Below are 23888 nucleotides of genomic sequence, written 5' to 3' on the forward strand. Positions count from 1 at the left end.
CAGGAGCGCTGTCGGCTTGGCGACAGGCGTTTTGGCTGCTCGGTTCACGGAATGCCACGGCGGCGGGCCCAGTCGGACCAGATAGTCTGGACGTCACAGCGGCGAGGTCGAGTCGGCCGCCGAATGGCCGTGGTTCGGCACGCCCGGCGGGCTGAAGGAGTCGACGGCGCCTACCCGCGTACGCGGCCGGTCGGCCGGAACGCATCAAGGGTCGATTCAACAGTGGAACTCGAACCGATTCATATGGGAACGATTCGTGCCCACCAATCCGCGGTGATGCAGGCCGGGTATTACGTCGCGGGAGCCGGTGTGGCCGGACGTGGTGTCATTCGAGGCGGCCGAGGTCAGGCGATCTGACGAAGGTCGCTCCCGTAGCCGAAGATAATCCGCATTCGGGCACCTAGCGCTCGTGCGCACCGGCTGAGAGTCGCCACCTCGTTAGCCTCCAGATCGCCGTTCTCAATCTGACTCACCCGGCCGGCTGCCACCCCCATCAGTTCGGCCACCTGCCGCTGGGTGAGACCGAGACGCTTACGCTCCTCAGCGAGTTGAGACGCACTGACCCACACCTGGGTACGGGAACGTTCTACATCGAGCGCGTCCTCGGCCCCGCCGTGCAGCTCCGCACAGGAGTCATCCCAGTCATGTCGTCAGGGTGTGCACCGTTGCGTTAGACGGAGTGGCTGTTCGTCAACCTCAGGCTGTTCCCTCGATCATGGCGTCGTGGCGAGTGACGATGCGCCCGTGTCATCCCAAACCAGGCACAGCTCCATGATCGACGAAGCTGGACCGCTCCTCCTCCGCGATGTTGCGTTTGCTGTCGCGACATAAGTTTGCATTTTGCGCATGCCGGCGACCGAAACTGCAAGATCGGCGCGGGCGGGGCGTCTCCGGAGTGACGAACCTGGGCGTCGGAGTTCACTGTGCCCTTCGCCCAGCAACCGGATGGCTAACGCAGCGGTGTTGACCCTGACGTACACCCTTGATCTTTGCGTGCGTCAGGGTTTTCGCTGGTGGGGCGGGCGGGACTCGAACCCGCGACCGAGGGATTATGAGTCCCCTGCTCTAACCGGCTGAGCTACCGCCCCGAACACCGCGCCGGATCTTATCCCGCTCGGCGATCAGCAGCCAGCACCGAGCCGGCCGGTGCCCACGCCTGCGCCAGCACGATGGGCTACAGGAATATAACAGCGTGCTCGGGTACGCCTGTCAGCCGGCGCGCAGCTCGTCCAGCACGGCGCCGGCGGCGCGCCAGCCGCTGGTGAGGGCGCCCTGGATCGATGGGCTGTCCCGGTGGTCACCGGCCACGAAGAGGCCTTTCCCCAGCGCCACCGGCTTGCGCAGCCGTCCCTGTGGCGGTGGCGCGGCGGGTAGCGCCTCGGGGACGGCCACGGTGGTGAGGTGGGTCCAGTCGGCGGTGTTGCGACCGTACAGCCGGGTCAACTCGGCCCGGACGGTCGGCTCGGGTGGGGCCGTCGGGCCGACCACCGAGGTGGCGATCAGGTGTCGTCCGGTGGGCGCGTACGTCGGGGTGGCGTTGCTGAGCACCACCGTGTTGGCGACGAGTTCGCGTCGGTCGCCGTCGACGAGCAGGATCGGTTCGGTGAGCGGCGGCTCGGCGGCGCTGTGGTAGTAGGTGGTGTAGCTGTGCATGCGTACCGTCGCCAGGGTCGGCAGCAGCGCGGACGCTGCGGGTGGGTCGACGGCGACCACGACGGCCCGGCAGCGGATGTCGCCGGCCTGGGTGCGGACCCGGCCGGGGGTGACCTCCGCGACCGGGGTGTCCAGGTCGAGCAGGTCGGCCGGCAGCGGGGCGGCGATGGCCCGGGGCAGCGCGGCCATTCCGTCGGCGGGCAGGCCGATCCGGCCGCGGGCGAAGGAGCGCAGCACCATCGCCAGGACGTGGCTGGAGGTGGAGAGTTCCCGGTCGATGAACACACCGGACAGGAACGGTCGCAGCAGCTCCTCGATGATCGCGTCGGAGAGGCCGGCGCGGCGTAGCGCGGTCTCGGTGCTGGTCTCCGGCGCGGCGAGCAGCCGGGACGCGGGCAGTGTGGCGCAGCCGGTGGCGAGCGCGGCGAAGCGGAGCCGGTCGAGCAGGGAGCCGACCCCGGCGAGCGCGGTGCCGGGGCCGCCGGTCGGCTCACGCAGTGGGTTGACCAGCCGCAGCAGGTTGTCGCCCTTGCGGACCAGCACGCCGGAGGTGAAGTACCCGAGGTTGAGCTGCCCGGTGTCGAGCAGCGTCCCGAGCCGGGGGTAGGCGGTGTTGAGCACCTGGAAGCCCCGGTCGATGAGGTGACCGTCGACCACGTCGGTGGCGACCCGTCCGCCGAGCCGACCGCCGGCCTCCACCAGCCGCCAGGGCACGCCGGCGCGGTGCAGCCGGCGGGCGGCGGCGAGGCCGGCCAGGCCGCCGCCGACGACGACCACATCGGTTTCAGCCAGCACCGCGCGCCTCCCGCTCACCGTTCGCCCGGGACAACCGGCCCGGCCACCAGATCTTCGGCCCGATGTCGTACGCGAGTGCGGGCACCAGCAGCGACCGGACGATGATGGTGTCGATCAGTACCCCGATCGCTACCGCGCTACCCAACTCGACGAGCACCACGAGTGGCAGGACGGCGAGGGCGGAGAACGTCGCGGCGAGCACGATGCCGGCGGAGGTGATCACCCCGCCGGTGACGGCGAGGCCGGCGAGCACCCCGGCGCGGGTGCCGCGCTTGACCGACTCCTCGCGGACCCGGCTCATCAGGAAGATGTTGTAGTCGATGCCGAGCGCGACCAGGAAGACGAACGCGAACAGCGGGAACGCCGAGTCCACGCCGGGGAAGCCGAAGACGTGGCGGAACAGCAGCGCGCAGAGGCCGAGGGTCGCCGCGAAGCTGAGCAGCACGGTGGCGATCAGCAGCAGCGGGGCGAGCAGCGCGCGCAGCAGCAGGGCCAGGATGACAGCGATGACCACGAGCACCACCGGGATGATGACGTTCTGGTCGCGCTTCGCGGCGTCCGAGGTGTCCACGTTGATCGCGGTGAAGCCGCCGACCACAGCGTCCGCGCCGGGCACCTGGTGTACGGCCACCCGCAGTTCGCGGATGGTCCGCTCGGCGCCGTCGCTGTCCGGCGGGTCGGTGAGGGTCGCCTCCAGTTGCACCCGCCCGTCGACGACCTTCGGGGCGGCGTTGGGGTCGGGTGGGCCGGTCTGCGGGCCGGAGGTGAGGGGGCGGACGTCGGCGACGCCGGGCACGTCCTGCGCCACCTGGGCTACCTGCCGGGCGGTCTGCTCGGTGGTGAAGATGGTGGCCGGGCTGCCGGTGCCGGCCGGGTAGTGCCGGGAGATCACCTCCTGGCCGTCGACCGATTCGGTGCGCTGGGTGAACAGGTCGGACTGGCCGAGGGTGGTGGCGCCGAGCTGGGTGAGGCCGAGCGTCAGCAGGGCCAGCACGACGGCGGTGCTCAGCCAGATCGGCCGGGCGTGCCGGGCCACGAAGCCCGCGATGCGGCTCCAGATGCCGTGTTCGGCCTGCGGGTCGGCCTGGTCCTCCCGTGGCCGTCGGGGCCAGAACGCCCACCGCCCGCCGAGCACCAGCAGCGCGGGGAGAAAGGTGAGCATCACCAGCAGGGTGGCGGCGATGCCGATGGCGGCGACCGGGCCGAGCGCCCGGTTGGAGTTGAGGCTGGACAGCAGCAGACAGAGCAGGCTGACGATGACGGTGGCGCCGGACGCGATGATGGCCGGCGCGGCGCCCTTCCAGGCGGTCTTCATGGCGTCCCAGGGACGGTCGTGCCGGTGCAGCTCCTCCCGGTAGCGGGCGATCAGCAGCAACGCGTAGTCGGTGCCGGCGCCGAAGACCAGCACGGTGAGGATGCCCTGGGCCTGCCCGTTGAGCTTCACCACGTCCGCGTCGGCGAGCAGGTAGACGAAGACCGAGGCGAGGGCGTACGACATTCCGGCGGCGAGCAGCGGGAAGACCCAGAGGACCGGGCTGCGGTAGACGATCAGCAGGATGATCAGCACCACGACCAGGGTGACGAGCAGCAGTGGTCCATCGATGGCGGCGAAGACCTCGATCAGGTCGGCGAGCAGGCCGGCCGGGCCGGAGACGTCCACGGTGAGGCCGTCCCGGTCACCGCCGGTGATGTCGCGAAGTTGCTCGACGACCGTGCCGATCTCCTCGCCTGCGGCGTCGTCCACCGGCACGACGACCTGGAGTGCCTGGCCGTCGTCGCTCGGGATGGGCGGGGGCAGCGGGGTGACCACGCCGGGGATCTGGGCGAAGCGGGCGGCGTCGGCGCTCACCCGTTGCCGGTCGGCGTCGGTGATACCGGAGGGCCGCTCGTAGACGACCAGAGCCGGGATGGTCTGTCTGTCGACGAACTCGCCGGCGAGGTCCTGGGCGCGGGTCGCCTCGGCGTCGGTGGGCAGGAAGGCCGCGTTGTCGTTGGTGGCGACCTCGCTGAGGCGCCCCGCGTACGGGCCGGCCACGCCGCCGATCACCAACCAGGCCAGCACGACCGCCACCGCGATGAGCGTGGCCTTGCCGCCTCGTCCGGACATCCGCACTCACCCCAAGGATCGACGCATCAATCGACGCAGCGGGAGCCTCAGTCGACATCGACCATCCTGCCGGGCAAGCAGGTCGAGGGTGGGTGAAACCGGGTCACACACACGAAAACGCCCGTCGGCCGGTGGCTGACGGGCGTGGGTGAAGCTCCCCCGATTGGACTCGAACCAATAACCTGCCGGTTAACAGCCGGCTGCTCTGCCAATTGAGCTACAGGGGATCGTGCTCCGCGCGACTTCGGATCTCCCCGACGCCGTGCGACGGGACAAGAGTACAGGACATCCCCCGGTGGCGGTCCAGTGGGTTCCCTCCCCGCCGTCGCATTGACAAACGGGGTAAATCGCCATCCTGGCACAAGCATGCTTGAGCGGAGAGCAGGATGGGTAGTTAGCTGCGGACAGAGGACGCAGGCGCGAACAGGTCGCCTTCCGACGGGGCAACTCGCCAGGGGTGACGGCGCGTCAGGTACGGAAGGAGCCGCCATGCGCGGAAAGATCATGTTTCTTGGCGGGCTGGCTGCGGGATTCGTCCTGGGCGCCCGTGCCGGCCGGGAAAAGTACGAAGAGCTAGTGGTCCGGGGCCGCAAGGTGCTCGACCACCCGACCGTCCAGGAGGCGGCCGGGGTCGCGCAGGCCCAGGCCAACAAGCTCTACAGCGAGGGCAAGGACAAGCTCGGCCAGACCAAACTGGGCGAGAAGCTGGGCACCGGCAACGGCAGCACCAGCACACAGCAGTTGACCGCCGCCGACGACGCGTTCGCCGGCACGCCCGCCACAGTGGGCGCGAAGGCGGGCACCAGCACGGTCGGCACGACCTCCGGGTCGCCGTCGTCCACCAACCCCCGCACCAAGCCGTCCGGCTCGGGCACGAACGCCAGCACGCTCTGACCAATCGCACGTTGACGGGCCGGTCGCCGCAGGGCGACCGGCCCGTGGTCTGTCCGGGGTGCGGTCAGTCCTTGCTGCTGAACGCCGCGTCGAAGGCGGCGCTCGGTGCGTCGAAGGCGAGCCGGCGGACGAACTGCAACGCCTCCGGAGCCCCGACCAGCCGGTCCATCCCGGCGTCCTCCCACTCGACCGAGATCGGGCCGTCGTAGCCGATCGCGTTCAACGCGCGGAAGCAGTCCTCCCAGGGCACGTCGCCGTGGCCGGTGGAGACGAAGTCCCATCCACGACGCAGGTCGGCCCAGGGCAGGTGCGAGGCGAGCCGGCCACGCCGGCCGTCCCCGGTACGCACCTTCGCGTCCTTGCAGTCCACGTGGTAGATCCGGTCGGCGAAGTCGAAGATGAAGTTCACCGGGTCCAGCTCCTGCCAGACGAAGTGCGACGGGTCCCAGTTCAGCCCGAACGCGGGCCGGTTGCCGATCGCCTCCAGCGTCCGCTTCGTCGTCCAGTAGTCGTACGCGATCTCACTCGGGTGCACCTCGTGCGCGAACCGCACCCCCACCTCGTCGAACACGTCGAGGATGGGGTTCCACCGGTCGGCGAAGTCCTGGTAGCCGCGCTCGATCATCGACGGCGGCACCGGCGGGAACATCGCGAGGGTGTGCCAGATCGACGAACCGGTGAAGCCGACGACGGTCTTCACCCCGAGCTTCGCCGCCGCCCGCGCGGTGTCCTTGATCTCCTCGGCGGCCCGCTGGCGAACCCCCTCGGGCTCCCCGTCGCCCCAGATCCGGCCGGGCAGGATGTCCTGGTGCCGCTCGTCGATCGGGTGGTCGCAGACCGCCTGACCGACGAGGTGGTTGGAGATCGTGAAGACCTGGAGGTTGTGCTTCGCGAGGGTCTCCTTCTTGCGCTCGACGTACGAGTCGTCGGCGAGCGCCTTGTCGACCTCGAAGTGGTCGCCCCAGCAGGCGATCTCCAGACCGTCGTAGCCCCACTCGGAGGCGAGCCGGCAGACCTCCTCGAACGGAAGGTCGGCCCACTGGCCGGTGAAGAGCGTGATGGGTCGCGCCATTGTCCTTCTCCCCTGTTGTGATGGGGATTCCATGTGCGGACCGGGGCGAGGGTGACCGGACGTGCGCGGCGCTCGGGCGGTCACCGGTGGGTGCGGGGCACCTGAACCCGGCGGGTTGCGCCTCCCACCGGGTCACCGGCCACCAGCACGGTCGCCGACCCCCACCCTATTTCCGCACCACCCCATCGGGGAAGCCCCGCGGTCGGCCGATCATCCGACCATTTCCTCGGGCGCGGGCAGGACAGCCCGTACGGTGAAGCCGCCACCGGCGCGCGGGCCGGCGGAGAACGTGCCGCCCAACCGCTCGGCGCGCCTGCGTACCCCGAGCAGACCCCGCCCGGCGGTGTGGGTGCCGCCGCCCGACGGAGCGGGACCGGCGCCCTCGTCGCGGACCTCGATGGTGATGCCCGCGGCGTCGTAGCGCAGGCGGACCCCGACCGGAGCGCCCGGGGCGTGCCGGCACGCGTTGGTGAGCGCTTCCTCGATGATCCGGTACGCCACCACGTCGACCGGGCCGGGCAGCGGCCGGGGTTGCCCGGCGACGGTCCACCGCACCGGTTGACCGGCGGTGAAGCCCTCCACCAGGGCGTCGAGACGGTTCAGGCTGGGCGTCGGCCCGGACGGGTCGTCGGGCTCCTCGGCCCGGCCCAGCGCACCGAGCAGCTGATGGCCTCGCGCCAGCACCGTCCCACGCCACTGCGCGAACAACCCCATGCAGGTCAAGGTACGGCAGCAAGCTGCGAGAGGATCCGCGCCGCCCCCCGGCCCGCCGATCTTGCACTTTGTGTTGACGAAAGGTCACGATTGTGGCGTTTGTCGCGACAGGAAGTGCAAGATCGACGGGACAGGGGGGTGGGGTGGGGTGCGGCGCGGGGGGTCGCCCCGCCGGCGGGGTGGAGCCGGCGGGGCGACGGGTGAGGGGTTATGGGGTTAGGGCAGGGTCCACTTCTGGTTGGCCGCGTTGAGGCAGGTCCAGAGGTGCACGATGGTGCTGTCGGCGGAGTTGTTGCCGGAGACGTCCAGGCACTTGCCCGACGACGGGTTGCGCAGGGTCCCGTCGGACGCCGCCGCCCAGTTCTGCGCGCCGCTGCCGTTGCAGGTCCAGAGCTGGATCTTGGTGCCGTCGGCGGTGCCGCTGCCGGAGACGTCGAGGCACTTGCCGAGCGCCTTGATCGTCGAGTTCGGCGTCACGGTCCAGGTCTGCGCCGTGCTGCTGTTGCAGGTGTAGATCTGGATCTGGGTGCCGTCGGCGGTGCCGCCGCTGCGCACGTCCAGGCACTTGCCGGCGAGACCCTTGATCGGGCCGACCCCGGTGCCGCCGCTGCTGCCCTTGACCAGGGTGAAGTCATCCAGGTCGAAGAGCCCAGTTCCGCTACCGGTGAAGGTGAGGTAGAGGTTCTGGGTGCTGGACGGGACGTTGGACAGCGCCGTGGTGACGTTGGCGTAGGTCGACCAACTGCCGGTGTTGGGCACCGCGACAGTGCCGAGCACCGGGCCGGTGGCCGAACCGGTGCGCACCTGGATGTTGCCACCCGCGCCGCCGGAGACGACCCGGGCCGTGAACGAGGTGACCCCGGCCAGGTTGACCCCGTTGTACGCGGCCCAGTCGCCCGGCTCGATGTAGCCGAGGGTCTGCCCGCCGTTGGCGCCCGCCTTGGTGAACGCGGAGACGCCGTTGGCCGAGCTGAACGCCTCGGCCTGGATGGTGGTGTTCCCGGTCGGCGGGTTGCCACCCAACTCCTTGATCCGGATGTTGCGGAACGAGGCGTCGTCACCGGTGCCGTGGTTCTGGATGCCGATGTGACCGGCCAGCGAGCGGACCGGGTTGGTGTTGGTGAAGTCGTTGATCTTCACCCCGTTGAGGAAGATCTGCAGCCGCTCGCCCTCGACCAGCAGCTCGTACGTGTTCCACTCCCCCGCCGCGTTCAGGGCCGCGTCGCGGGCGGCGATGTCGGCGGACTTGAAGGTGTAGACCGCGCCGGTGGTCCGGTCGGTCGCGTCGGTGGCGTCGATCTGGATCTCGTAACCGTTGTCCACCGCCGACCACGGGTCACTCGACGGTGGGAACCCGATGAAGATGCCGGAGTTGTCGTCACCGGCCAGCTTCCAGTCCAGCTTCAGCGAGTAGTTGGTGAACTGCTTGGCGTTGTACCAGTACAGCCCCATGCCGCCGACCGAGGTCAGGGTGGCGTCGGAGTTGGTGAAGTTGCCCGGGCCGGCCTGTGACCAACCGGCCGTCGAGCCGTTGAACAGCGGCGTGTAGCCGGTCTCGGGCCGGCAGTCGGCCTTGCTCCGACCGGAGGCGTACCGGATGCCGCCGAGCAGGTGGTTCCGGAACCCCGACTCCGCGTACGACGCCTGGGTGTGCCCCGCGCCGGTGTAGAAGGACCGGCCGCCGCTGTAGCTCTTGCACCAGCTCAGCGGGTGGTCGGCGCCCATCCCGCCGCCGGAGTACGACGACTCGTCCAGGGTGGCCAGCACGTGGGCGCTCGACCGGGCGTTGGTGCGGTAGTTGTACCACTCGTCGGTGCGGGTCCAGGTCTGCGGCAGGTGAGCGGTCGCCGCGTGACCCCGGTCCTCCACCTTCATGTTGGCCTGCTGGATCGCGGGGTGCGAGGCGAACCACGCGCCCACGAGGTTGCCGTAGAACGGCCAGTCGTACTCGGTGTCTGCTGCGGCGTGCACACCCACGTACCCGCGGCCGGAGCCGATGTACGACTCGAAGGCGGTCTGCTGGCTGGCGTTGAGCACGTCGCCGGTGGTGTTGAGGAAGACGACAGCCTCGTACTGGTTGAGGTTGCTCGTGGTGAACGCGGCGGCGTCCTCGGTGGCGGTGACTGTGAAGTTGTTCGCCGCTCCCAGGTCGCGGATGGTCTGGATGCCGACCGGGATCGCGTCGTGCCGGAAACCGGCGGTCTTGGAGAAGACCAGCACGTCGTAGGGGGCGTCGGCGGCGCTGGCCGGGGTGGCCGGGGTGGTGCAGGCGATGACGGCGAGTGCGGCCAAGGCCGCACCGAGGACGGGTCGCAGGCGTCTGCGCATATCGCTCTCCTAATTGCGGTTAGGAGGGGCCCCTCGCCTCACACTAGGCGTTGTCGAAGGGCCCCTCCCGCCAGCTCAGGGCAGGGTCCACTTTTGGTTGGCGGCGGCGGTGCAGGTCCAGAGGTGGACCACCGTGCTGTCAGCGGAGTTGTTGCCGGAGACATCGAGGCACTTGCCCGACGACGTGTTGCGGAGCGTGCCGTCGGCCTGGGCGGCCCAGTTCTGGGCGCCACTGCCGTTGCAGGTCCAGAGCTGGATCTTGGTGCCGTCGGCGGTGGCACCACCGGAGACGTCCAGGCACTTGCCCAACGACTTGATCGTGGAGTTGGGGGTGACCGCCCAGGTCTGCGCGGCGCTGGCGTTACAGGTGTAGATCTGGATCTGCGTGCCGTCGGCGGTGGCGCCGCTGCGCACGTCCAGGCACTTGCCGCCGAGACCCTTGATCGCCCCGGCCCCTCCGGCCGGGGGCGTCCCGGTGACGAAGGTGAAGGCGTCCAGGTCGTAGAGCGCCCCGGTGCCCGACCCGGCGAAGGTCAGGTAGAGCGTGGTCGTGCCGGTCGGCGGGTTGGTGATCGTCCCGGTGACCGTGGTGAAGGTTTCCCAGCCGCCCGTCACCGGGACGGTGGCCGAGCCGAGCACCGTGCCGGTGGCCGAGCCGGCCCGGACCTGGAGGGTGCCGCCGGCGCCCGCCGAGGAGACCCGGGCGTTGAACGAGGTCACGTTGCCCAGCCGGTACGGCTGGAACGCGATCCAGTCGCCGTTGTTGATGTCACCGACGGTCTTGCCGCCCTCGGCCGGGGTCTTGCTGAACACGTTGATCCCGGAGGAGGTGCCGTAGAACTCGGCCTGGCGGTGCCGCGGCGGCAGCGTGTGCTGGGTGTGCGTGGTCAGCCCACCGGCGTCGGTGTACTCGGCGTCGAAGATCGCGAAGATGTTCGCCGCGTCGTCGTGCTCACCGTCGACCGGGATGGTGATCGAGCCCGAGCAGCCGGTCTGCGAGGTGATCTGGTGCCCGTGCTGGTCGTGACCGAGCACGTAGGTCATCTTGACCTTCGTGCAGTCGATCGTGCCGTCCTCCGGGTCGGTCACGGTGATGCTGAAGGGCACCGTGTCGCCGAAGCTGAACAGCTGACCGTTGCCGGGGTTGTTGATCGTCACCGTCGGCGCGGTGTTGCCGACGTTGATCTGCACGCTGCTGCTGCCGGTGGCACCCTGCGGGTCCCGTACGGTCAGCGTGGCGGTGTAGTTGCCGTTGGTGCTGTAGGTCTTCGTCGGGTTGGCCGCCGTCGAGGTGGTCCCGTCACCGAAGGCCCACGAGTAGGTCAACGTGCCACCCTCGGGGTCGGACGAGCCGGCCGAGGAGAAGGTCACCGCGAGCGGGGCCGCACCGGAGGTGCGGTTGGCGCTGGCCTTCGCCGTGGGCGCCCGGTTGCCGCCGCCGACGTAGTCGAAGCGGTAGAGCGCCGAGTTGGCGTCACCGTTGAAGTAGCCGGTGCCGTAATCGAGCACGTAGTACGCGCCGTCCGGGCCGAACGCCGAGTCCATCACCTGCTTGCCGACCCAGGGGAAGGTGTCGATGGTGCCCCGGGAGCCGTCGGAGTTGACGTGGATCGGCTTGATCCAGCCGCGGCCGAACTCGGTGGCGAAGAACTGCCCGTCGAAGGACTGCGGGAACTTGGTGGTGGAGGTCGACGAGGCGTTGTACCGGTAGACCGGGCCACCCATCGGCGACTCGGAGCCGCCGCCGAACTCGGTCGGGGTGCCGGCGTCACCGGCGTACCGGATCCAGGCCGGCTGGGCCGGCGGCAGGGTGGTCAGGCCGGTGTTGCGGAACGAGTTGTTGGTCGGTCCGCCGGTGCAGTTGTACTTCGCGCCGCTGGCGTTCGTCGCGAAGTCCCACTCGTTGTACGTCTCGGTGGTGGTGTTGGTGCCGGTGCAGTACGGCCAGCCGTAGTTGCCCGGTGCGGCGACGCGGTTGAACTCCACCTGGCCGGAGGGCCCGCGGGTGGAGCTGGTGGAGCCGGCGTCCGGCCCGTAGTCACCGACGTAGACCACACCGGTGGCCTTGTCCACGCTGATCCGGAACGGGTTGCGGAACCCCATCGCGTAGATCTCCGGCCGGGTCCTGGCCGTGCCGGGGGCGAACAGGTTGCCCGACGGGATGGAGTACGTGCCGTTGGCGTTCACCTTGATCCGCAGGATCTTGCCGCGCAGGTCGTTGGTGTTGCCGGCGCTGCGCTGCGCGTCGTACGCGGGGTTGCGGTTGGTCCGCTCGTCCAGCGGTGAGTAGCCGGACGACTCGAACGGGTTGGTGTCGTCGCCGGTGGAGAGGTAGAGGTTGCCGGCGGCGTCGAAGTCGATGTCCCCACCGACGTGGCAGCACAGGCCCCGGCTGGCCGGGACGTCGAGCACGTCGACCTTGCTGGACTGGTTGAGCGTGAAGTCCGAGTTGAGGGTGAACCGGGAGAGCCGGTTGACCCCGTTCCAGGCCGAGAAGTCGGTGCCGGTGGCCGGGGCGTCGCCGCCGGGGGTGGAGAGCGGCGGGGCGTAGTAGAGGTAGATGTAGCGGTTGCTGGCGAAGCCCGGGTCGATCCCGACGCCCTGCAACCCCTCCTCGTCGTGCGTGTAGACCGACAGGGTGCCGATCACGGAGGTGGTGCCGTTGGCGTCGGTGCGGCGCAGGGTGCCGTTGCGGGCGGTGTGCAGGACCGAGCGGTCCGGCAGCACCGCCAGTGACATCGGCTCACCCATGTCGGTCACGCCGCGGGCCAGCTCGACCTGCTGGAAGTCACTGGCGACGATCGTGTGCGCCTGGGCGGGGGCCGAGCCGGCGGCGAAGGTGACAGTGCCGGCGGCGACCGCCAGCAGCAGCGCTGATCCGGCGGAGAACCATCGTCGGGACCGTTGTCTGGGTGCGTCCTTCATGGACATCTGTGCTGTCCCTTCCTGACGTGTGACTGCCAGGCCGGGCGCGCGCCGTCGCGCCGGATGCCGTAGCGGTGGTGGGGGGTCGATGGGTTACCGCGCCGCCGGTTCACCTCGACGAAACATATTCGTGTTGGTCACGACACTAAGTCGCGTGTGTCGATGTGTCCATACCTTCCGGCGGTTCAGCATCAACTTTTGTCGATTTGATCGAAAGTCGCCTATCAGGCGCGTCGGTCGATCGCCTGCCCGGCCAGCGCAATGAGGGCCACCCGGGCCTCGTCGGCCACCACGGCGCTCTGCAACGCGGAGAGCGCGGCCTCGGTGCGGACCCGGATCATCTGCTCGATCCGCTCCCGCGCGCCGGTCGCCTCGATGATGTCGCGCAGCTCCGCCGCGCCCTCGGCGTCCAACGCCGGGTTGCCGAACAGCTCCCGCAGCCGGATGGTCTGCGGCCGGTCGGCGGCGCTGCGGGCCAACGCCATCATCACGGTGGGCTTGCCCTCCCGCAGGTCGTCCAGGACGGACTTCCCGGTGACGGCGGGGTCACCGAACACGCCGAGGACGTCGTCGCGGAGCTGGAACGCGTCACCCAGCGGGTCACCGAACTCGCCGAGCGCGGCGATCAGCTCCGGCCCCGCGCCGGCCAGGGCCGCGCCGATCTGCAACGGGCGGGTGACCGTGTACCGGGCAGCCTTCATCCGGATCACGGTGAGCGCGCTGGCCACCGAGCCGTCACCCACACCCGAGACGAGGTCCAGGTACTCCCCCGCGATCACCTCGGTACGCATCAGCGCGAAGACGCCGTACCCCCGGTGCACCTGCTCGGTGCTCAGCCCGCACTCGTGGAACATCTGATCCGACCAGGCCGCGCAGAGGTCCCCGCAGAGCAGCGCGGTGTTGCGGCCGTACGCCTCGGGGTCTCCGCGCCACGACGAGCGGGCGTGCAGGTCGGCGAAGAGCCGGTGCACGGACGGCTCACCCCGGCGGCGGTCGCTGCCGTCCAGGATGTCGTCGTGGATCAGCGCGAACGCGTGGAACAGCTCAAGGGCCGCCGCGGCCACCACGATCGGGGTGCCGTCGGCCGCCCCCGCGCCGCGCCAGCCCCAGTAGCAGAAGAGCGGTCGTAACCGCTTGCCGCCGGCCAGCACGAACCGTTGCAGCGCGGTGAACACGCCGCGCGGCGCGCCATCCGGCCAGTCCGGGCCCTGCCGTTCGAGGAACCCGGCCAGCTCCGCGTCGAAGCGCGCCCGCAGCTCGCTGGCGTCGGTGGGCGCGACGGTGACCGTCATACCCCCTCCCCCGAACCGCCCGTGCCGCCGGGGCTCAGCCCGGCCAGCTCCAGCAGCAGCGCCTTGACCTCGGTCGCCGCGATCCTGTCCCGCGCCGCGGTCGGGTCGGAGCAGAGCAGCACCGGGCCGTCCGCCGGGTCGTCCGGCAGCCGCCCGTGCGAGCCCCGTACCGCCCGCGCCCCGGCGTCCAGGCCGACAGCGCTCATCAGGTACCGCATGCCGAGCTTCTTGCGGGCCAGGGCCACCCCGGCGCGGGCCTTCGCGGCACCGGGGTTGGCCGGGTCGAAGAACAGCTCCGCCGGGTCGTAGCCCGGCTTCCGATGAATCTCCACGAGCCGGGCGAAGTCCGGTGCCTGTGCGTCGTCCAGCCAGTAGTAGTACGTGAACCAGGCGTCCGGCTCGGCCACCAGCACCAGCTCACCGGCGCGCGGATGGTCCAGCCCGTGTGCGGCCTTGCCGTCGGCGTCGAGGACCTCGGCCACCCCGGGCAGGCCGGCGCAGAGCTTCGCCACCGCCGGCACGTCGGCCGGGTCCCGGACGTAGACGTGCGCGATCTGGTGGTCGGCGACCGCGAACGCCTTCGACGTCCACGGGTCGAGGTACTCCATGCCCGCCTGGGTGTGCACCCGCAACAGGCCCTCGGCGCGCAGCAGCCGGTTGACATCCACCGGCCGGGACACGTCGGTGATGCCGTACTCCGACAGCACCACCACAGTGGCGTCGCGGGCGCGGGCGGCGTCCAGGAGCGGGCCGAGCACCGCGTCCAGCTCGGCTGCCGCCGCAGCGGCCTGGGCGGACGAGGGACCGAAGCGTTGCAGGTCGTAGTCCAGGTGCGGCACGTAGACCAGGGTCAGGTCGGGTGACACGTCGGCGAGGATCTGCTCGGCCGCCTGGCAGATCCACCGTGACGACGGCAACCCCGCCGTCGGCCCCCAGTAGGTGAAGAGCGGGAAGGTGCCCAGCCGCCCGGTGAGCGCGTCGTGCAGCTCCGGCGGGTCGGTGTAGCAGTCCGGCTCCTTGCGCCCGTCGGCGTAGTAGACCGGGCGGGGCGTCACCGTCCAGTTGACGTCCGCGCCCATCGCGTACCACCAGCAGACGTTGGCGACCGTGTAGTCGGGCTCGACCCGACGGGCGGCCTGCCAGAGCTTGTCCCCGCCGACCAGCGCGTTGTGCTGCCGCCACAGCAGCACCTCGCCCAGCTCCCGGAAGTACCACCCGTTGCCGACGATGCCGTGCCCACTGGGCTGCTCACCGGTGAGGAAGGTGGACTGCACCGAGCAGGTCACGGCGGGCAGCACGGTGCCCAGCTCGGCCCGGAAGCCGCCGTCGGCGACACCCCGCAGTCGAGGCATGTGCGCCAGTAGCCGGGGCGTCAACCCCACCACGTCGAGGACCACCAGTCGCCGGCTCATCGCGTCACCCCCATGCTCACGGTTCGCTCTGTGGTCAGACCGAGGCCGACCAGTTCGTCTCGGGCGAAGGCCAGCTCCGCGGCGATGCCGGCGGCCAGCTCCGCGTCGGTGCCGGGCCGTCGTGCGGCCGGCAGCACCCCCCAGGTGTACGTCTCGACGTCGAGGTGGTCGCAGCCGGCGGACGGTCCGTCGAAGAGCGCTCTCAGGGCCGCGCGGAGCACCGGCAGGGTCGAGCCGAGCGGTTCCTCGGGTGGGGCGTGCAGGGGCACGTGGTAGTGCACCCGCCACGGGCCGGGCAGCGCCCGCTCCAGCGCCTGGTCCAGGTCGTCGGCCGCGTACGCCGGGTCGGCCGGGTCGGCCAGACCCGCGCAGCCGGCGCCCCGGGTCTGGTGCAGGAAACGGGGCTCCACCCAGCGGCGCAACGCCTCGGCCCCACCCTCCGGGTCGGCGGCCTCGACGGCGGCCGAGACCTGCACCTTCACCACTGGCAGTCCGGCCTCCCGCAGGCGGTGCAGCGCCTCGGCGGGCTCCTCCCAGGCGCAGGCCAGGTGGGCCAGGTCGAGGCAGACACCCAGCCGGTCGGTGTCCATCCCGGACAGCAGCGTGGCCGCCTGGGCGGTGCTCTCCACGACACAGCCGGGTTCCGGCTCGAAGGCGATGCGCACCTCACGGCCGGTGTCCCGCTGCACCGTGGCCAGGCCGGCGGCGAGCTGGTCCAGCCGGCGTCGGGCCGCGTCGGCCCGGTCGGTGTCCCACGGTTGACGCCAGGCCAGCGGCAGGGTGGAGATCGAACCCCGGGCCGCGTCGTCGGGCAGCAGGTCGGCGAGCACCCGGGCCAGATTCAGTGTGTACGTGAGGCGCTGCTCGGTGGTCCAGTCCGGGTGGTACACGTCCTGCTTGACCACCGGCGCCTGGAAGGCCGCGTACGGGAAGCCGTTGAGGGTGACCACCTCCAGCCCCCGCGCGTCCAGTTCGGTGCGCAGCCGGCGGCGGAGCGTCGGGTCGGCGGCCAGTTCGGCGGCGACCGGGGCGGCCAGCCACAGGCCGAGCCCGAGCAGGTCGCTGCCGAGCGCCTCGCGGACCGGCACCGCGTAGGTGTCCAGTTGACCGAGGATGCCGGCGAGGTCCTCGGCGGGGTGCACGTTCGTGCAGTAGCCGAGGTGGACGGTCTCGCCGCCGGAATGTCGCAGCCGCATCAGCTGCCGCCGCGCAGGATCGAGTTGCCGGTCTGCGGGTCCACGGCGGCGGCGACGTCCAGGTCGCTGAGGTCCAGCCGCCCCGACTGCCCGTAGAACTCCACCGGGTTACGCCACAGCACCTTGTCGACGTCGTCGTCGCTGAAGCCGGCCGACAGCATCGCCTCGCCGGTGGCCCGGGTCAGCAGCGGGTCGGAGCGTCCCCAGTCGGCTGCCGAGTTGACGAGCATCCGTTCCGTGCCGTACTCCCGCAGCAGCTCCACCATCCGCTGCGGCGTCATCTTGGTGTCCGGGTAGATGGAGAAGCCCAGCCAGCAACCGCTGTCGCGGACCAGTTTGACGGTCACCTCGTTGAGGTGGTCGACGACCACGCGAGCGGCGTCGATGCCGGACTCGGCGACCACGGCGAGGGTCCGCTCGCACCCGCGCGCCTTGTCCCGGTGCGGGGTGTGCACGAGCGCCGGCAGGTCGTACGCCACAGCGAGGGCGAGCTGCGCCGCGAACGCCTCGTCCTCCTCGGGCGTCATCGAGTCGTACCCGATCTCGCCGACCGCCACCACCGCGTCCTTGTCCAGGTAGCGGGGCAGCAGGTCGAGGACCGGGCGGCAGCGCGGGTCGTTGGCCTCCTTGGGGTTCAGCGCGATGGTGGCGAAGTGGCGCACCCCGAACTGCCCGGCCCGGAACGGCTCCCAACCGATCAGCGAGTCGAAGTAGTCGGTGAACGAGGCGGCGCTGGTGCGCGGTTGACCCAGCCAGAACGCCGGCTCCACCACCGCGCGCACTCCGGCGGCGGCCATCCGTTCGTAGTCGTCGGTGGTGCGTGAGGTCATGTGGATGTGGGGGTCGAAGATGCGCATTCACGCCTCCCGGGGCAGTGCGGCGGTGAGCCGGTGGAGCAGGTCGGTGGCGTCGGCGGGCAGGTCCCGGCCGGCGGCGTGCCGTTCTTCGGCAAGCGCGGCGAGCATCGCGGCCAGCTCGCCGTCGGCCCGGGTGTCCAGGTCGGCCACGGCGGCCAGGGGGACGCCGCTGAACACGCACTTGAGCACCGCCTGCCGCCAGGCGGCCGGGTCGAGGTGCCGCGCGTACGGACCGAGCGCGGCGGCGACCAACCGGGTGTCGTTGGTCCGGATCGCGTCGTGCAGCAGCGGCACCCCCTCGGCGCCGATCGGCAGCAGCGGCAGGGCCCGCAGCACCGCCCGTCGTTCGGCGGCGTCGCCGTGCTGGTAGAGGCTCTCGGCGTACGCCGCGTGGTCGCCGGGCAGGCTGGTGAGCAGCAGCACCCGGGCCGCGTCGTCGGCGGTCCAGCCGGGGGCGTCGGGCAGCTCGGCCCGTCCGCAGCGTCGGCCGACGGCGGGGAAGAGTCGGGTGATCGCGGTGGGCTCGGTGGCGACCCGGCGCAGCGCCGTGTCCAGCCAATCGGGATCGGGTACGCCCCGCAGCGCGGTCCGTAGTGAATCAGGTGTCATCCCGTCTCCTCCCCTTGTTGCTACGCAGGCACCCCAGGAATGTCTGCGGGCAGTTCGTCCTTCGTGCTGCCGGCCGGTGCGGCGGCGGCACGCAGGAACTCGATCGACCGGGCGGCCACGGCGGGCGCGGCGTGCGAGTCGCGGGGCAACTCCACAGCGACCAGCCCCTGGTAGCCGGCCGCCGCCAGGGCGGCCAGCACCGGAGGGAAGTCGATCTCGCCGACGCCGAACTCCAGGTGCTCGTGCACGCCCCGGCGCATGTCGTCGATCTGCACGTTGACCAGGTGGTCTGCCACCTCGGCGACGCACTGCGGCACCGGCCAGGGCTCCAGGCAGCGGCAGTGGCCGATGTCGAGGGTGATGCCGAAGCGGGCCGGGTTGTCGAGAGCCGCGTGCAGCCGACGCCAGTCGGCGATGTCCTGCACCAGCATGCCCGGCTCCGGTTCGAAGCCGAGGGTGACGCCAGCGGTGTCGGCCGCGTCGACCACCGTGGCGCAGCCCGCCACCAGCCGGTCCCACGCGCACTGCGGTGACACCGCCTCGGGTCGGACACCGGCCCAGAACGACACCGCCTCCGCGCCCAGGTCGGCGCCGATCCGCACGGCCCGGCGCAGGAACTCGATCCGTCGGGTCGGGTCGTCGTGCAGCAAGGTCGGGGCGTGCTTGCGCCACGGGTCGAGCAGGTAGCGGGCCCCGGTCTCGATGACCACCGCCAGGCCCAGCGACTCCAACCGTCGGCTCACAGCGGCGACCCGGCGGGTGAGCCCGGGCGCGAACGGGTCCAGGTGGTCGTGGTCCAGGGTGAGCGCCACCCCGTCGTAGCCGAGATCGGCGATGACGGCGAGCGCGTCGTCGAGACGGTGGTTGGCGAAGCCGTTGGTGCCGTACCCGAGGCGCAGCGTCGGGGCGTCGGCGGCCGGCGCGCCCGACCGGGGCTCGGGGACGGTCATGTCGGGGAGACCTTCCGGGCCAGCCGTCGACCCAGCGGCGCAGCCGCCGCGACGGCCACCCCGAGCAGACCTGCGCCACCCCGCGCGGTGAGAGCCCCTGGAGGGCCGGCAGCCCGGTGATCCCGGCACCGACGGCCGCGCGGACCCGTCCGGCCGACGGGTCCCGGACCACCTCGGCCTGTGCGGCACCGTAACGGGCGGCGTACCAGCCGGCCAGCACGGCGGGCAGCACCGCCGCGATCCCGGCCGAGCGGCTGCGACCCCGCGCGTGCCGACCCCGTCGACGGCCCCGGCCCGGTCGGTGGCCCCGGCCCGGTCGGTGGCCCCGGCCCGGTCCGCCGTTCGAGCGGCGGCGCGTCGGGCGCCCGGCACGGCGACGGCGGCACTGGCGGCGACCAGGGCAGTACCGGCGAGGGTACGCATCGGCAGGGTGGCGTCGGCGCCGGTGACCTCCCGGCGGGACAGCGCGGTGACCGTCCAGGTGTGCGCGGCGACGGTCGCCGCCGCCGGCAACGCCCGGCTCATCCGGCCGCCGGACGCGCCGAGCAGCACGTCCAACCCGCGGCAGGCGGCCATCACGGCCGGGCCGGCAGCGGTGTTCTTGGCCAGCAGGTCGTACCCCCAGATGGTGGCGGCCAGCGGCACGGCGAGCGCGGCGGCGCGGCGACCGCCCACGGCGGCGGCCAGGCCCACGCCGGCGGCCGTGAGGCCCGCCGCGAGACCGACCGCGGCGGCCGGGGTGACCCGCCCGCTGGGGATCGGCCGCTCGGGCCGTTCCTCGGCGTCCAGACCTCTGTCGGCCCAGTCGTTGGCGGCCATGCCGGCCCAGTAGAGCAGCACCGAGGCGCCGGCCAGGGCAGGGGTACGCGCGCTCAACGCGCCGGCCGCCGCGGCCCCGGCGATCACGTCACCCGGCACCGAGAGCGCGGCCGGTGCCCGGACCAGCTCGGCGAGATCAGCCAACGTTGTCATGAGCACCGTCCCCGCCGTGGTGCAGGCGCTGGGTGAAGGCGGTCAGCCGGGCCCACTGCTCGCCCAGCGAGTGGGTGGGCGAGCCCAGCGGGTCCTTGAAGAAGAAGCCCAGGTCGGCCAGCGGCCCCACCAGCCCGGCGGCGTGCGCGGCGGCGGTGAGTCGGGCCAGGTCGAGCACCAGCGGCGCGGCCAGCGCGGAGTCGCAGCCGTGCCAGGTGAACTCCATCCGCATGCCGGTGCCGAGGAAACCGCTGAAGGTGATCAGATCCCAGGCGGTCTTGAAGTCGCCGAGCTCCTCGACGTACTCGATGCGGGTGCCGCCCTGCGGGACGTAGCCCAGCGTCTCGCCGAGCACCCGCTGCTTGCTCTGCACCTTCGCCGCGTTCGCGGCCGGGTCGGCGAGGGTGGCGCCGTCGCCACCGCCGAGCAGGTTGACCCCGGACCAGGAGCCCACGGCCAGGTTGCGCATCGCGAACATCGGCGCGAGCACCGACTTGACAAGGGTCTCCCCGGTCTTGCCGTCGTGCCCGGCGTACGGCAGTCGGGCCTCCTCGGCCAGCGCGGCCAGCGCCGGCAGCCGCAGCCCGGTGGACGGGGTGAAGTCGACGTACGGGCAGCCGGCCAGCAGTGCCGCGTACGCGTAGAGGGAGCTGACCGGCAGCACCTCGTCCGGCCCGTCGAGGGCGGCGCGCAGCGCGGCCGGGTCGGCGTGCCCTGGGTGCGGTGCAGGGGCCGGTTCGGTGGCGGAGACGTTGACCACCACCACCCGGTCCAGCTCGTGCCGCTCGCGGAAGCTGGTGAGATCGCGGACCACGGCGGCGGCCCGGTCGGCCTGGGTGACGCCGACCGGTGCGGGGCGCAGCTCCTGCTCGACCACGCCCAGCTCGTCGCGGAGCGCGGCGACCAGCCGCCAGGGGATGACACCGGCGTCGGCCAGCGCCTCGGCGCGCTTGCACAGCGGGGTGGTGGCGAGGTCGTGCCCGCCGAAGACCAGATCGGCGAAGGCCGGCAGCGCCGGGCCACGCAGCTCGGGAAGCTCGGTGACGCAGCCGGTGGGCCCGGCCAGGCCGGCCCGCAGCGCGAGCCCCCCGACGATGCTGGTGGTCGCGACGGATCCGCGCGCTCCTACCAGCCAGACACCTGTTCGCATGGTGCTCCTTCCCCGTCCACGAGGAACCGTCGGTACCGCTAAATATAGGAATATCAGAATATGTTTCGGAAAGATACGGCCCGGTTTCGGAAACATACGGGCCGGTTGGATGGGCCCCGTCCGCCCGCCCCGCACCGGAACAGCACCGGCTTCCGACGTCGGCGTCGGCGGCGACGACGCCGGACCGGATCCCGGCAGGTGCGAGCAGACGGGGCTGGTAGGCAGGGTCGGGTCGGCGTCTCGACCCTGCCTCCCCCGCATCCGGCCGGTCGGGGCGTTGGCACGCCCCGGCCGGGCGTCTCAGGCCGCCGCGCCGACCGGAACACCGGCCGAACCATGACCCGCCGGAAACCGGCGAGCGGGTGCGGTACGGGTGGGGGCAGGCGCGGGCGGTGTCATCAGGTCCTCCGGAACGTCACCGGTGGTGGCGGTCCTCCGGTGCGGCCGGGGAATCCCGGTCCGGTCGCACCGGACGACCGTCCTGCTCGTGCGCCACCGGGCCGAACGGCCCGGCCGCACGCTCTCCGATGCCGGCCTCTGTCCCGGCCACGGGGCGCAATCCGTGGCTGGTCCCTCGCCGGTCGGCTTCGGAAAGCTGGTCGGGCGACCGCGGTGCGAACACCGCCGTCGCGGATGGTCGATGGTCAGACAACCGCCGCGGTCAGCGTCGGTTCCACCTCGGCCCAGGAGGAGCCGAGCTCCGCCGAGCGGGCCACCGCGTCCAGCACGAGCTGGACCTGCAACGCGTCGGCGAAGGAAGGAGTCGGGTCGACACCTGTGGCGACCGCCTCGATGAAGTCGCGCATCTCGTGCGTGAACGAGTGCTCGTAGCCGATGATGTGGCCCGGGGGCCACCACGCCGACATGTACGGGTGCTCGCCCTCGGTCACCAGGATGCGGCTGAAGCCCTGCTCCACGGCCGGGCGGGTCGCGTCGTAGAACTCCAGCTCGTTGAGGCGCTCCAGGTCGAAGACCACACTGCCCAGCGAGCCGTTGATCTCGACACGCAGCGCGTTCTTACGGCCGGTCGCGAACCGGCTCGCCTCGTACGTGGCCAGGGCGCCACCGTCGAGTCGCGCCACGAAGACCGCGGCGTCGTCGACGGTGACCGTCCCGGTGGGCGCGGTGTGGCCGTCCACGGTGGCCGCCAGACCACTCGACTCGGCCGGCAACGGCCGCTCCTTGACGAAGGTCTCGGTGACCGCGCTGACGCCGCTGATCCGCTGACCCGTGACGAACTGGGTCAGGTCGATGATGTGCGCACCGATGTCACCGAGCGCGCCGGAGCCCGCCCTGTCCTTCTGCAACCGCCAGACCAGCGGGAACTGCGGGTCCACGATCCAGTCCTGCAGGTACGTCGCACGGACGTGTCGAATCACCCCGAGCCGTCCGTCGGCGACCAACTGGCGCATCATCGTGACAGCGGGGACCCGGCGGTAGTTGAACCCGCACATCGACCGCACTCCGCCGGCCCGGGCGAGATCCGCCGCAGCGGTCATCGCCCGTGCCTCCTCGACCGTGTTGGCCAACGGCTTCTCGCACAGAACGTGCTTGCCAGCGGCCAACGCGGCGAGAGCGATCTCGGCGTGACTGTCGCCCGGGGTGCAGATGTCGACGACGTCGATATCGTCCCGGTTGATCAGGTCACGCCAGTCGGTGGTGTACGCGTCCCAGCCGAGCGTGTCGGCGGCGTCCGCCACCTTCGCTGTGTCTCGGCCGCAGATCAACGCCATCCGGGCCCGCGCCGGCAGGTCGAACACGCGGTTCACGGTGCGCCACGCCTGTGAGTGCGCGGCGCCCATGAACGCGTAGCCGACCATGCCGACCCGCAGTTCTTTGTCTGTCGTGGACAAGGTGGGTCTCCCCCCGGTATGTCAGAACCCGAGCTTGTCGTAGCTGCTCGCGTTCTCCTTGGTGATCGTCTCCGAGGCCAGGGTCACTTCCTTGGGCACCTGCAGCTCCGTCAGGTCGCCCAGGCCCCGACCCTGCGCGATGAGCCGCGCGAGCGAGATTGCCGAGGAGGCCATCGACGGGTTGTAGGTGACAGTGGCCTTCAGCACGGTGTTGTCGGCCTTGATGGCGTCGATCGCGAGCTTGGAGCCCGCGCCGCCGACCATGAAGAACTCCGACCGGTTGGCCTGCTTGATGGCCGCGAGCACACCGATGCCCTGGTCGTCGTCGTGGTTCCAGATGGCGTCGATCTTCCGCAGCGCCTGGAGCAGCTGGGACGCCTCGCGCTGACCGCTGTCCGAGGTGAACTCGGCCGAACGACGGTTCTCCACCTTGAACCCGTAGGTCGCCAGGGCGGCCTTGAAGCCGGCGCTGCGCTCGACGGTCAGCGGGATCTCCAGACCGGCGATCTCACCGATGATCGGGTTGGCGATGCCCTTGTCCTTGAGCTGCTTGCCGATGAAGTGCCCGGCCGAGACGCCCATGCCGTAGTTGTCGCCCTTGATGACCAGCCGCGAGGCCAGCGCGTCGGGGAACGCCCGGTCGAGGTTCACGATCGGGATGCCCGCCTGCATGGCCTGGAGGGCAACGGCGTTGACCTCCTTGCCGTCGTGCGGCAGCACGACGATGATGTCCGGCTTCTGGGCGATCAGCGTGCCGAGCGTGGAGCGCTGGGCCTCGGAGTTCGACCCACCGTCGACCTCCTTGAACTCCACGTCCGAGTACGCCGCGGCCTGCGCCTTGGCGTTGGCGTGGATGGCGCCCATCCAGCCGTGGTCGGCGGCCGGGGCGGAGAAGCCGATGACGACCTTCTTGCCCGGGGCGTTGTTGCCTTCGCTGTTTCCGGCGGCCTTGGTCTGCGTGCTCGCCGCCGGAGTCTCGTTGCTGGTGCAGGCGGTGAGCAGGGTGGCAGCGCCTACTGCGGCTCCACCGAAGAGCAACCGGCGGCGCGACAGGTCGCGACTGTGCTGGGTCATGAATGACCTCCTGGGAGCGGGATTTGACCTAATGA

General features: G+C 71.2%; 17 protein-coding genes, 2 tRNA genes and 1 pseudogene. 1 reads left to right on the top strand and 19 read right to left on the bottom strand.

Annotation, left to right across the window (positions count from 1 at the left end):
• Positions 1–344 precede the first annotated feature (344 nt).
• From ACQP0U_RS25395 to ACQP0U_RS25415, 5 genes are all read right to left on the bottom strand, one after another.
• Positions 345–569 (bottom strand): helix-turn-helix domain-containing protein, encoded by a 225-nt coding sequence (locus ACQP0U_RS25395; RefSeq protein ID WP_433311655.1) that lies wholly within the window; start codon positions 567–569, stop codon positions 345–347.
• A 442-nt stretch (positions 570–1011) separates the two neighbouring features.
• Positions 1012–1088, bottom strand: a tRNA-Ile gene (locus ACQP0U_RS25400).
• Positions 1089–1209: 121 nt separating this feature from the next.
• Positions 1210–2448 carry an NAD(P)/FAD-dependent oxidoreductase gene (locus ACQP0U_RS25405; protein ID WP_433311658.1) on the bottom strand — a complete coding sequence of 413 codons (1239 nt, stop codon included), beginning with the start codon at positions 2446–2448 and terminating at the stop codon, positions 1210–1212.
• Positions 2438–4555, bottom strand: a complete 2118-nt coding sequence (locus ACQP0U_RS25410) for an MMPL family transporter (protein ID WP_433311661.1) — start codon at positions 4553–4555, stop codon at positions 2438–2440. The genes ACQP0U_RS25405 and ACQP0U_RS25410 overlap by 11 nt, the downstream gene beginning before the upstream one ends.
• A 154-nt stretch (positions 4556–4709) precedes the next feature.
• Positions 4710–4782: transfer RNA gene (locus tag ACQP0U_RS25415), tRNA-Asn, on the bottom strand.
• Between the two features lie 262 nt (positions 4783–5044).
• Here ACQP0U_RS25415 and ACQP0U_RS25420 point away from each other — a divergent pair.
• Complete coding sequence (locus tag ACQP0U_RS25420; RefSeq protein ID WP_433311664.1) at positions 5045–5449, top strand: hypothetical protein; 405 nt, start codon at positions 5045–5047, stop codon at positions 5447–5449.
• Positions 5450–5513: 64 nt separating this feature from the next.
• On the opposite strand, the gene ACQP0U_RS25425 is transcribed toward ACQP0U_RS25420, so the two are convergent.
• From ACQP0U_RS25425 to ACQP0U_RS25490, 14 genes and pseudogenes are all read right to left on the bottom strand, one after another.
• Complete coding sequence (locus tag ACQP0U_RS25425; protein WP_433311666.1) at positions 5514–6521, bottom strand: sugar phosphate isomerase/epimerase family protein; 1008 nt, start codon at positions 6519–6521, stop codon at positions 5514–5516.
• Positions 6522–6731: 210 nt separating this feature from the next.
• Positions 6732–7235: a sensor histidine kinase gene (locus ACQP0U_RS25430; RefSeq protein ID WP_433311669.1), complete on the bottom strand. Its 504-nt coding sequence runs from the start codon at positions 7233–7235 to the stop codon at positions 6732–6734.
• Positions 7236–7451: 216 nt separating this feature from the next.
• Positions 7452–9563, bottom strand: coding sequence for a ThuA domain-containing protein (locus ACQP0U_RS25435; protein ID WP_433311672.1), 2112 nt, complete (start codon positions 9561–9563; stop codon positions 7452–7454).
• 75 nt (positions 9564–9638) lie between these two features.
• Positions 9639–12494, bottom strand: a complete 2856-nt coding sequence (locus tag ACQP0U_RS25440) for a PQQ-dependent sugar dehydrogenase (protein WP_433311675.1) — start codon at positions 12492–12494, stop codon at positions 9639–9641.
• A gap of 218 nt (positions 12495–12712) precedes the next feature.
• On the bottom strand, positions 12713–13780 hold the full coding sequence (locus tag ACQP0U_RS25445; RefSeq protein WP_433311678.1) for a polyprenyl synthetase family protein: 1068 nt from the start codon (positions 13778–13780) through the stop codon (positions 12713–12715).
• Positions 13777–15192, bottom strand: a complete 1416-nt coding sequence (locus ACQP0U_RS25450) for an alkaline phosphatase family protein (protein WP_433311681.1) — start codon at positions 15190–15192, stop codon at positions 13777–13779. The genes ACQP0U_RS25445 and ACQP0U_RS25450 overlap by 4 nt, the downstream gene beginning before the upstream one ends.
• The gene (gene eboE, locus ACQP0U_RS25455; RefSeq protein ID WP_433311684.1) at positions 15189–16388 is read right to left on the bottom strand and encodes a metabolite traffic protein EboE; all 1200 of its coding nucleotides are present in this window, start codon (positions 16386–16388) and stop codon (positions 15189–15191) included. The genes ACQP0U_RS25450 and eboE overlap by 4 nt, the downstream gene beginning before the upstream one ends.
• Entirely contained in the window at positions 16388–17245 is an 858-nt protein-coding gene (locus tag ACQP0U_RS25460) for a TatD family hydrolase (protein WP_433311687.1), read from the bottom strand. The genes eboE and ACQP0U_RS25460 overlap by 1 nt, the downstream gene beginning before the upstream one ends.
• Positions 17246–17854 carry an EboA domain-containing protein gene (locus ACQP0U_RS25465; protein WP_433311689.1) on the bottom strand — a complete coding sequence of 203 codons (609 nt, stop codon included), beginning with the start codon at positions 17852–17854 and terminating at the stop codon, positions 17246–17248.
• Between the two features lie 20 nt (positions 17855–17874).
• Positions 17875–18804, bottom strand: a complete 930-nt coding sequence (locus ACQP0U_RS25470; protein ID WP_433321123.1) for a sugar phosphate isomerase/epimerase family protein — start codon at positions 18802–18804, stop codon at positions 17875–17877.
• A gap of 378 nt (positions 18805–19182) precedes the next feature.
• Positions 19183–19776 (bottom strand): annotated as a pseudogene (locus ACQP0U_RS25475) (SCO3242 family prenyltransferase); the annotation flags it as partial.
• Positions 19760–20926 (bottom strand): inositol-3-phosphate synthase, encoded by a 1167-nt coding sequence (locus ACQP0U_RS25480; protein WP_433311691.1) that lies wholly within the window; start codon positions 20924–20926, stop codon positions 19760–19762. The gene ACQP0U_RS25480 and the pseudogene ACQP0U_RS25475, both read right to left, overlap by 17 nt.
• A 644-nt stretch (positions 20927–21570) precedes the next feature.
• The gene (locus ACQP0U_RS25485) at positions 21571–22746 is read right to left on the bottom strand and encodes a Gfo/Idh/MocA family protein (RefSeq protein WP_433321126.1); all 1176 of its coding nucleotides are present in this window, start codon (positions 22744–22746) and stop codon (positions 21571–21573) included.
• Positions 22747–22800: 54 nt separating this feature from the next.
• Complete coding sequence (locus tag ACQP0U_RS25490; protein WP_433311694.1) at positions 22801–23853, bottom strand: substrate-binding domain-containing protein; 1053 nt, start codon at positions 23851–23853, stop codon at positions 22801–22803.
• Positions 23854–23888 lie beyond the last annotated feature (35 nt).

Source organism: Micromonospora sp. CA-269861, assembly GCF_050948505.1.
GTDB lineage: Bacteria > Actinomycetota > Actinomycetes > Mycobacteriales > Micromonosporaceae > Micromonospora.

Coding starts and splice junctions, on each gene's coding strand:
- ACQP0U_RS25440 (WP_433311675.1), bottom strand. CDS start 12,494: ATGTCCATGAAGGACGCACCCAGACAACGGTCCCGACGATGGTTCTCC.
- ACQP0U_RS25460 (WP_433311687.1), bottom strand. CDS start 17,245: ATGCGCATCTTCGACCCCCACATCCACATGACCTCACGCACCACCGAC.
- ACQP0U_RS25490 (WP_433311694.1), bottom strand. CDS start 23,853: ATGACCCAGCACAGTCGCGACCTGTCGCGCCGCCGGTTGCTCTTCGGT.
- ACQP0U_RS25420 (WP_433311664.1), top strand. CDS start 5,045: ATGCGCGGAAAGATCATGTTTCTTGGCGGGCTGGCTGCGGGATTCGTC.
- ACQP0U_RS25465 (WP_433311689.1), bottom strand. CDS start 17,854: ATGACACCTGATTCACTACGGACCGCGCTGCGGGGCGTACCCGATCCC.
- ACQP0U_RS25430 (WP_433311669.1), bottom strand. CDS start 7,235: ATGGGGTTGTTCGCGCAGTGGCGTGGGACGGTGCTGGCGCGAGGCCAT.
- ACQP0U_RS25445 (WP_433311678.1), bottom strand. CDS start 13,780: ATGACGGTCACCGTCGCGCCCACCGACGCCAGCGAGCTGCGGGCGCGC.
- ACQP0U_RS25480 (WP_433311691.1), bottom strand. CDS start 20,926: ATGCGAACAGGTGTCTGGCTGGTAGGAGCGCGCGGATCCGTCGCGACC.
- ACQP0U_RS25425 (WP_433311666.1), bottom strand. CDS start 6,521: ATGGCGCGACCCATCACGCTCTTCACCGGCCAGTGGGCCGACCTTCCG.
- ACQP0U_RS25485 (WP_433321126.1), bottom strand. CDS start 22,746: ATGGTCGGCTACGCGTTCATGGGCGCCGCGCACTCACAGGCGTGGCGC.
- ACQP0U_RS25435 (WP_433311672.1), bottom strand. CDS start 9,563: ATGCGCAGACGCCTGCGACCCGTCCTCGGTGCGGCCTTGGCCGCACTC.
- ACQP0U_RS25410 (WP_433311661.1), bottom strand. CDS start 4,555: ATGTCCGGACGAGGCGGCAAGGCCACGCTCATCGCGGTGGCGGTCGTG.
- ACQP0U_RS25450 (WP_433311681.1), bottom strand. CDS start 15,192: ATGAGCCGGCGACTGGTGGTCCTCGACGTGGTGGGGTTGACGCCCCGG.
- ACQP0U_RS25470 (WP_433321123.1), bottom strand. CDS start 18,804: ATGACCGTCCCCGAGCCCCGGTCGGGCGCGCCGGCCGCCGACGCCCCG.
- eboE (WP_433311684.1), bottom strand. CDS start 16,388: ATGCGGCTGCGACATTCCGGCGGCGAGACCGTCCACCTCGGCTACTGC.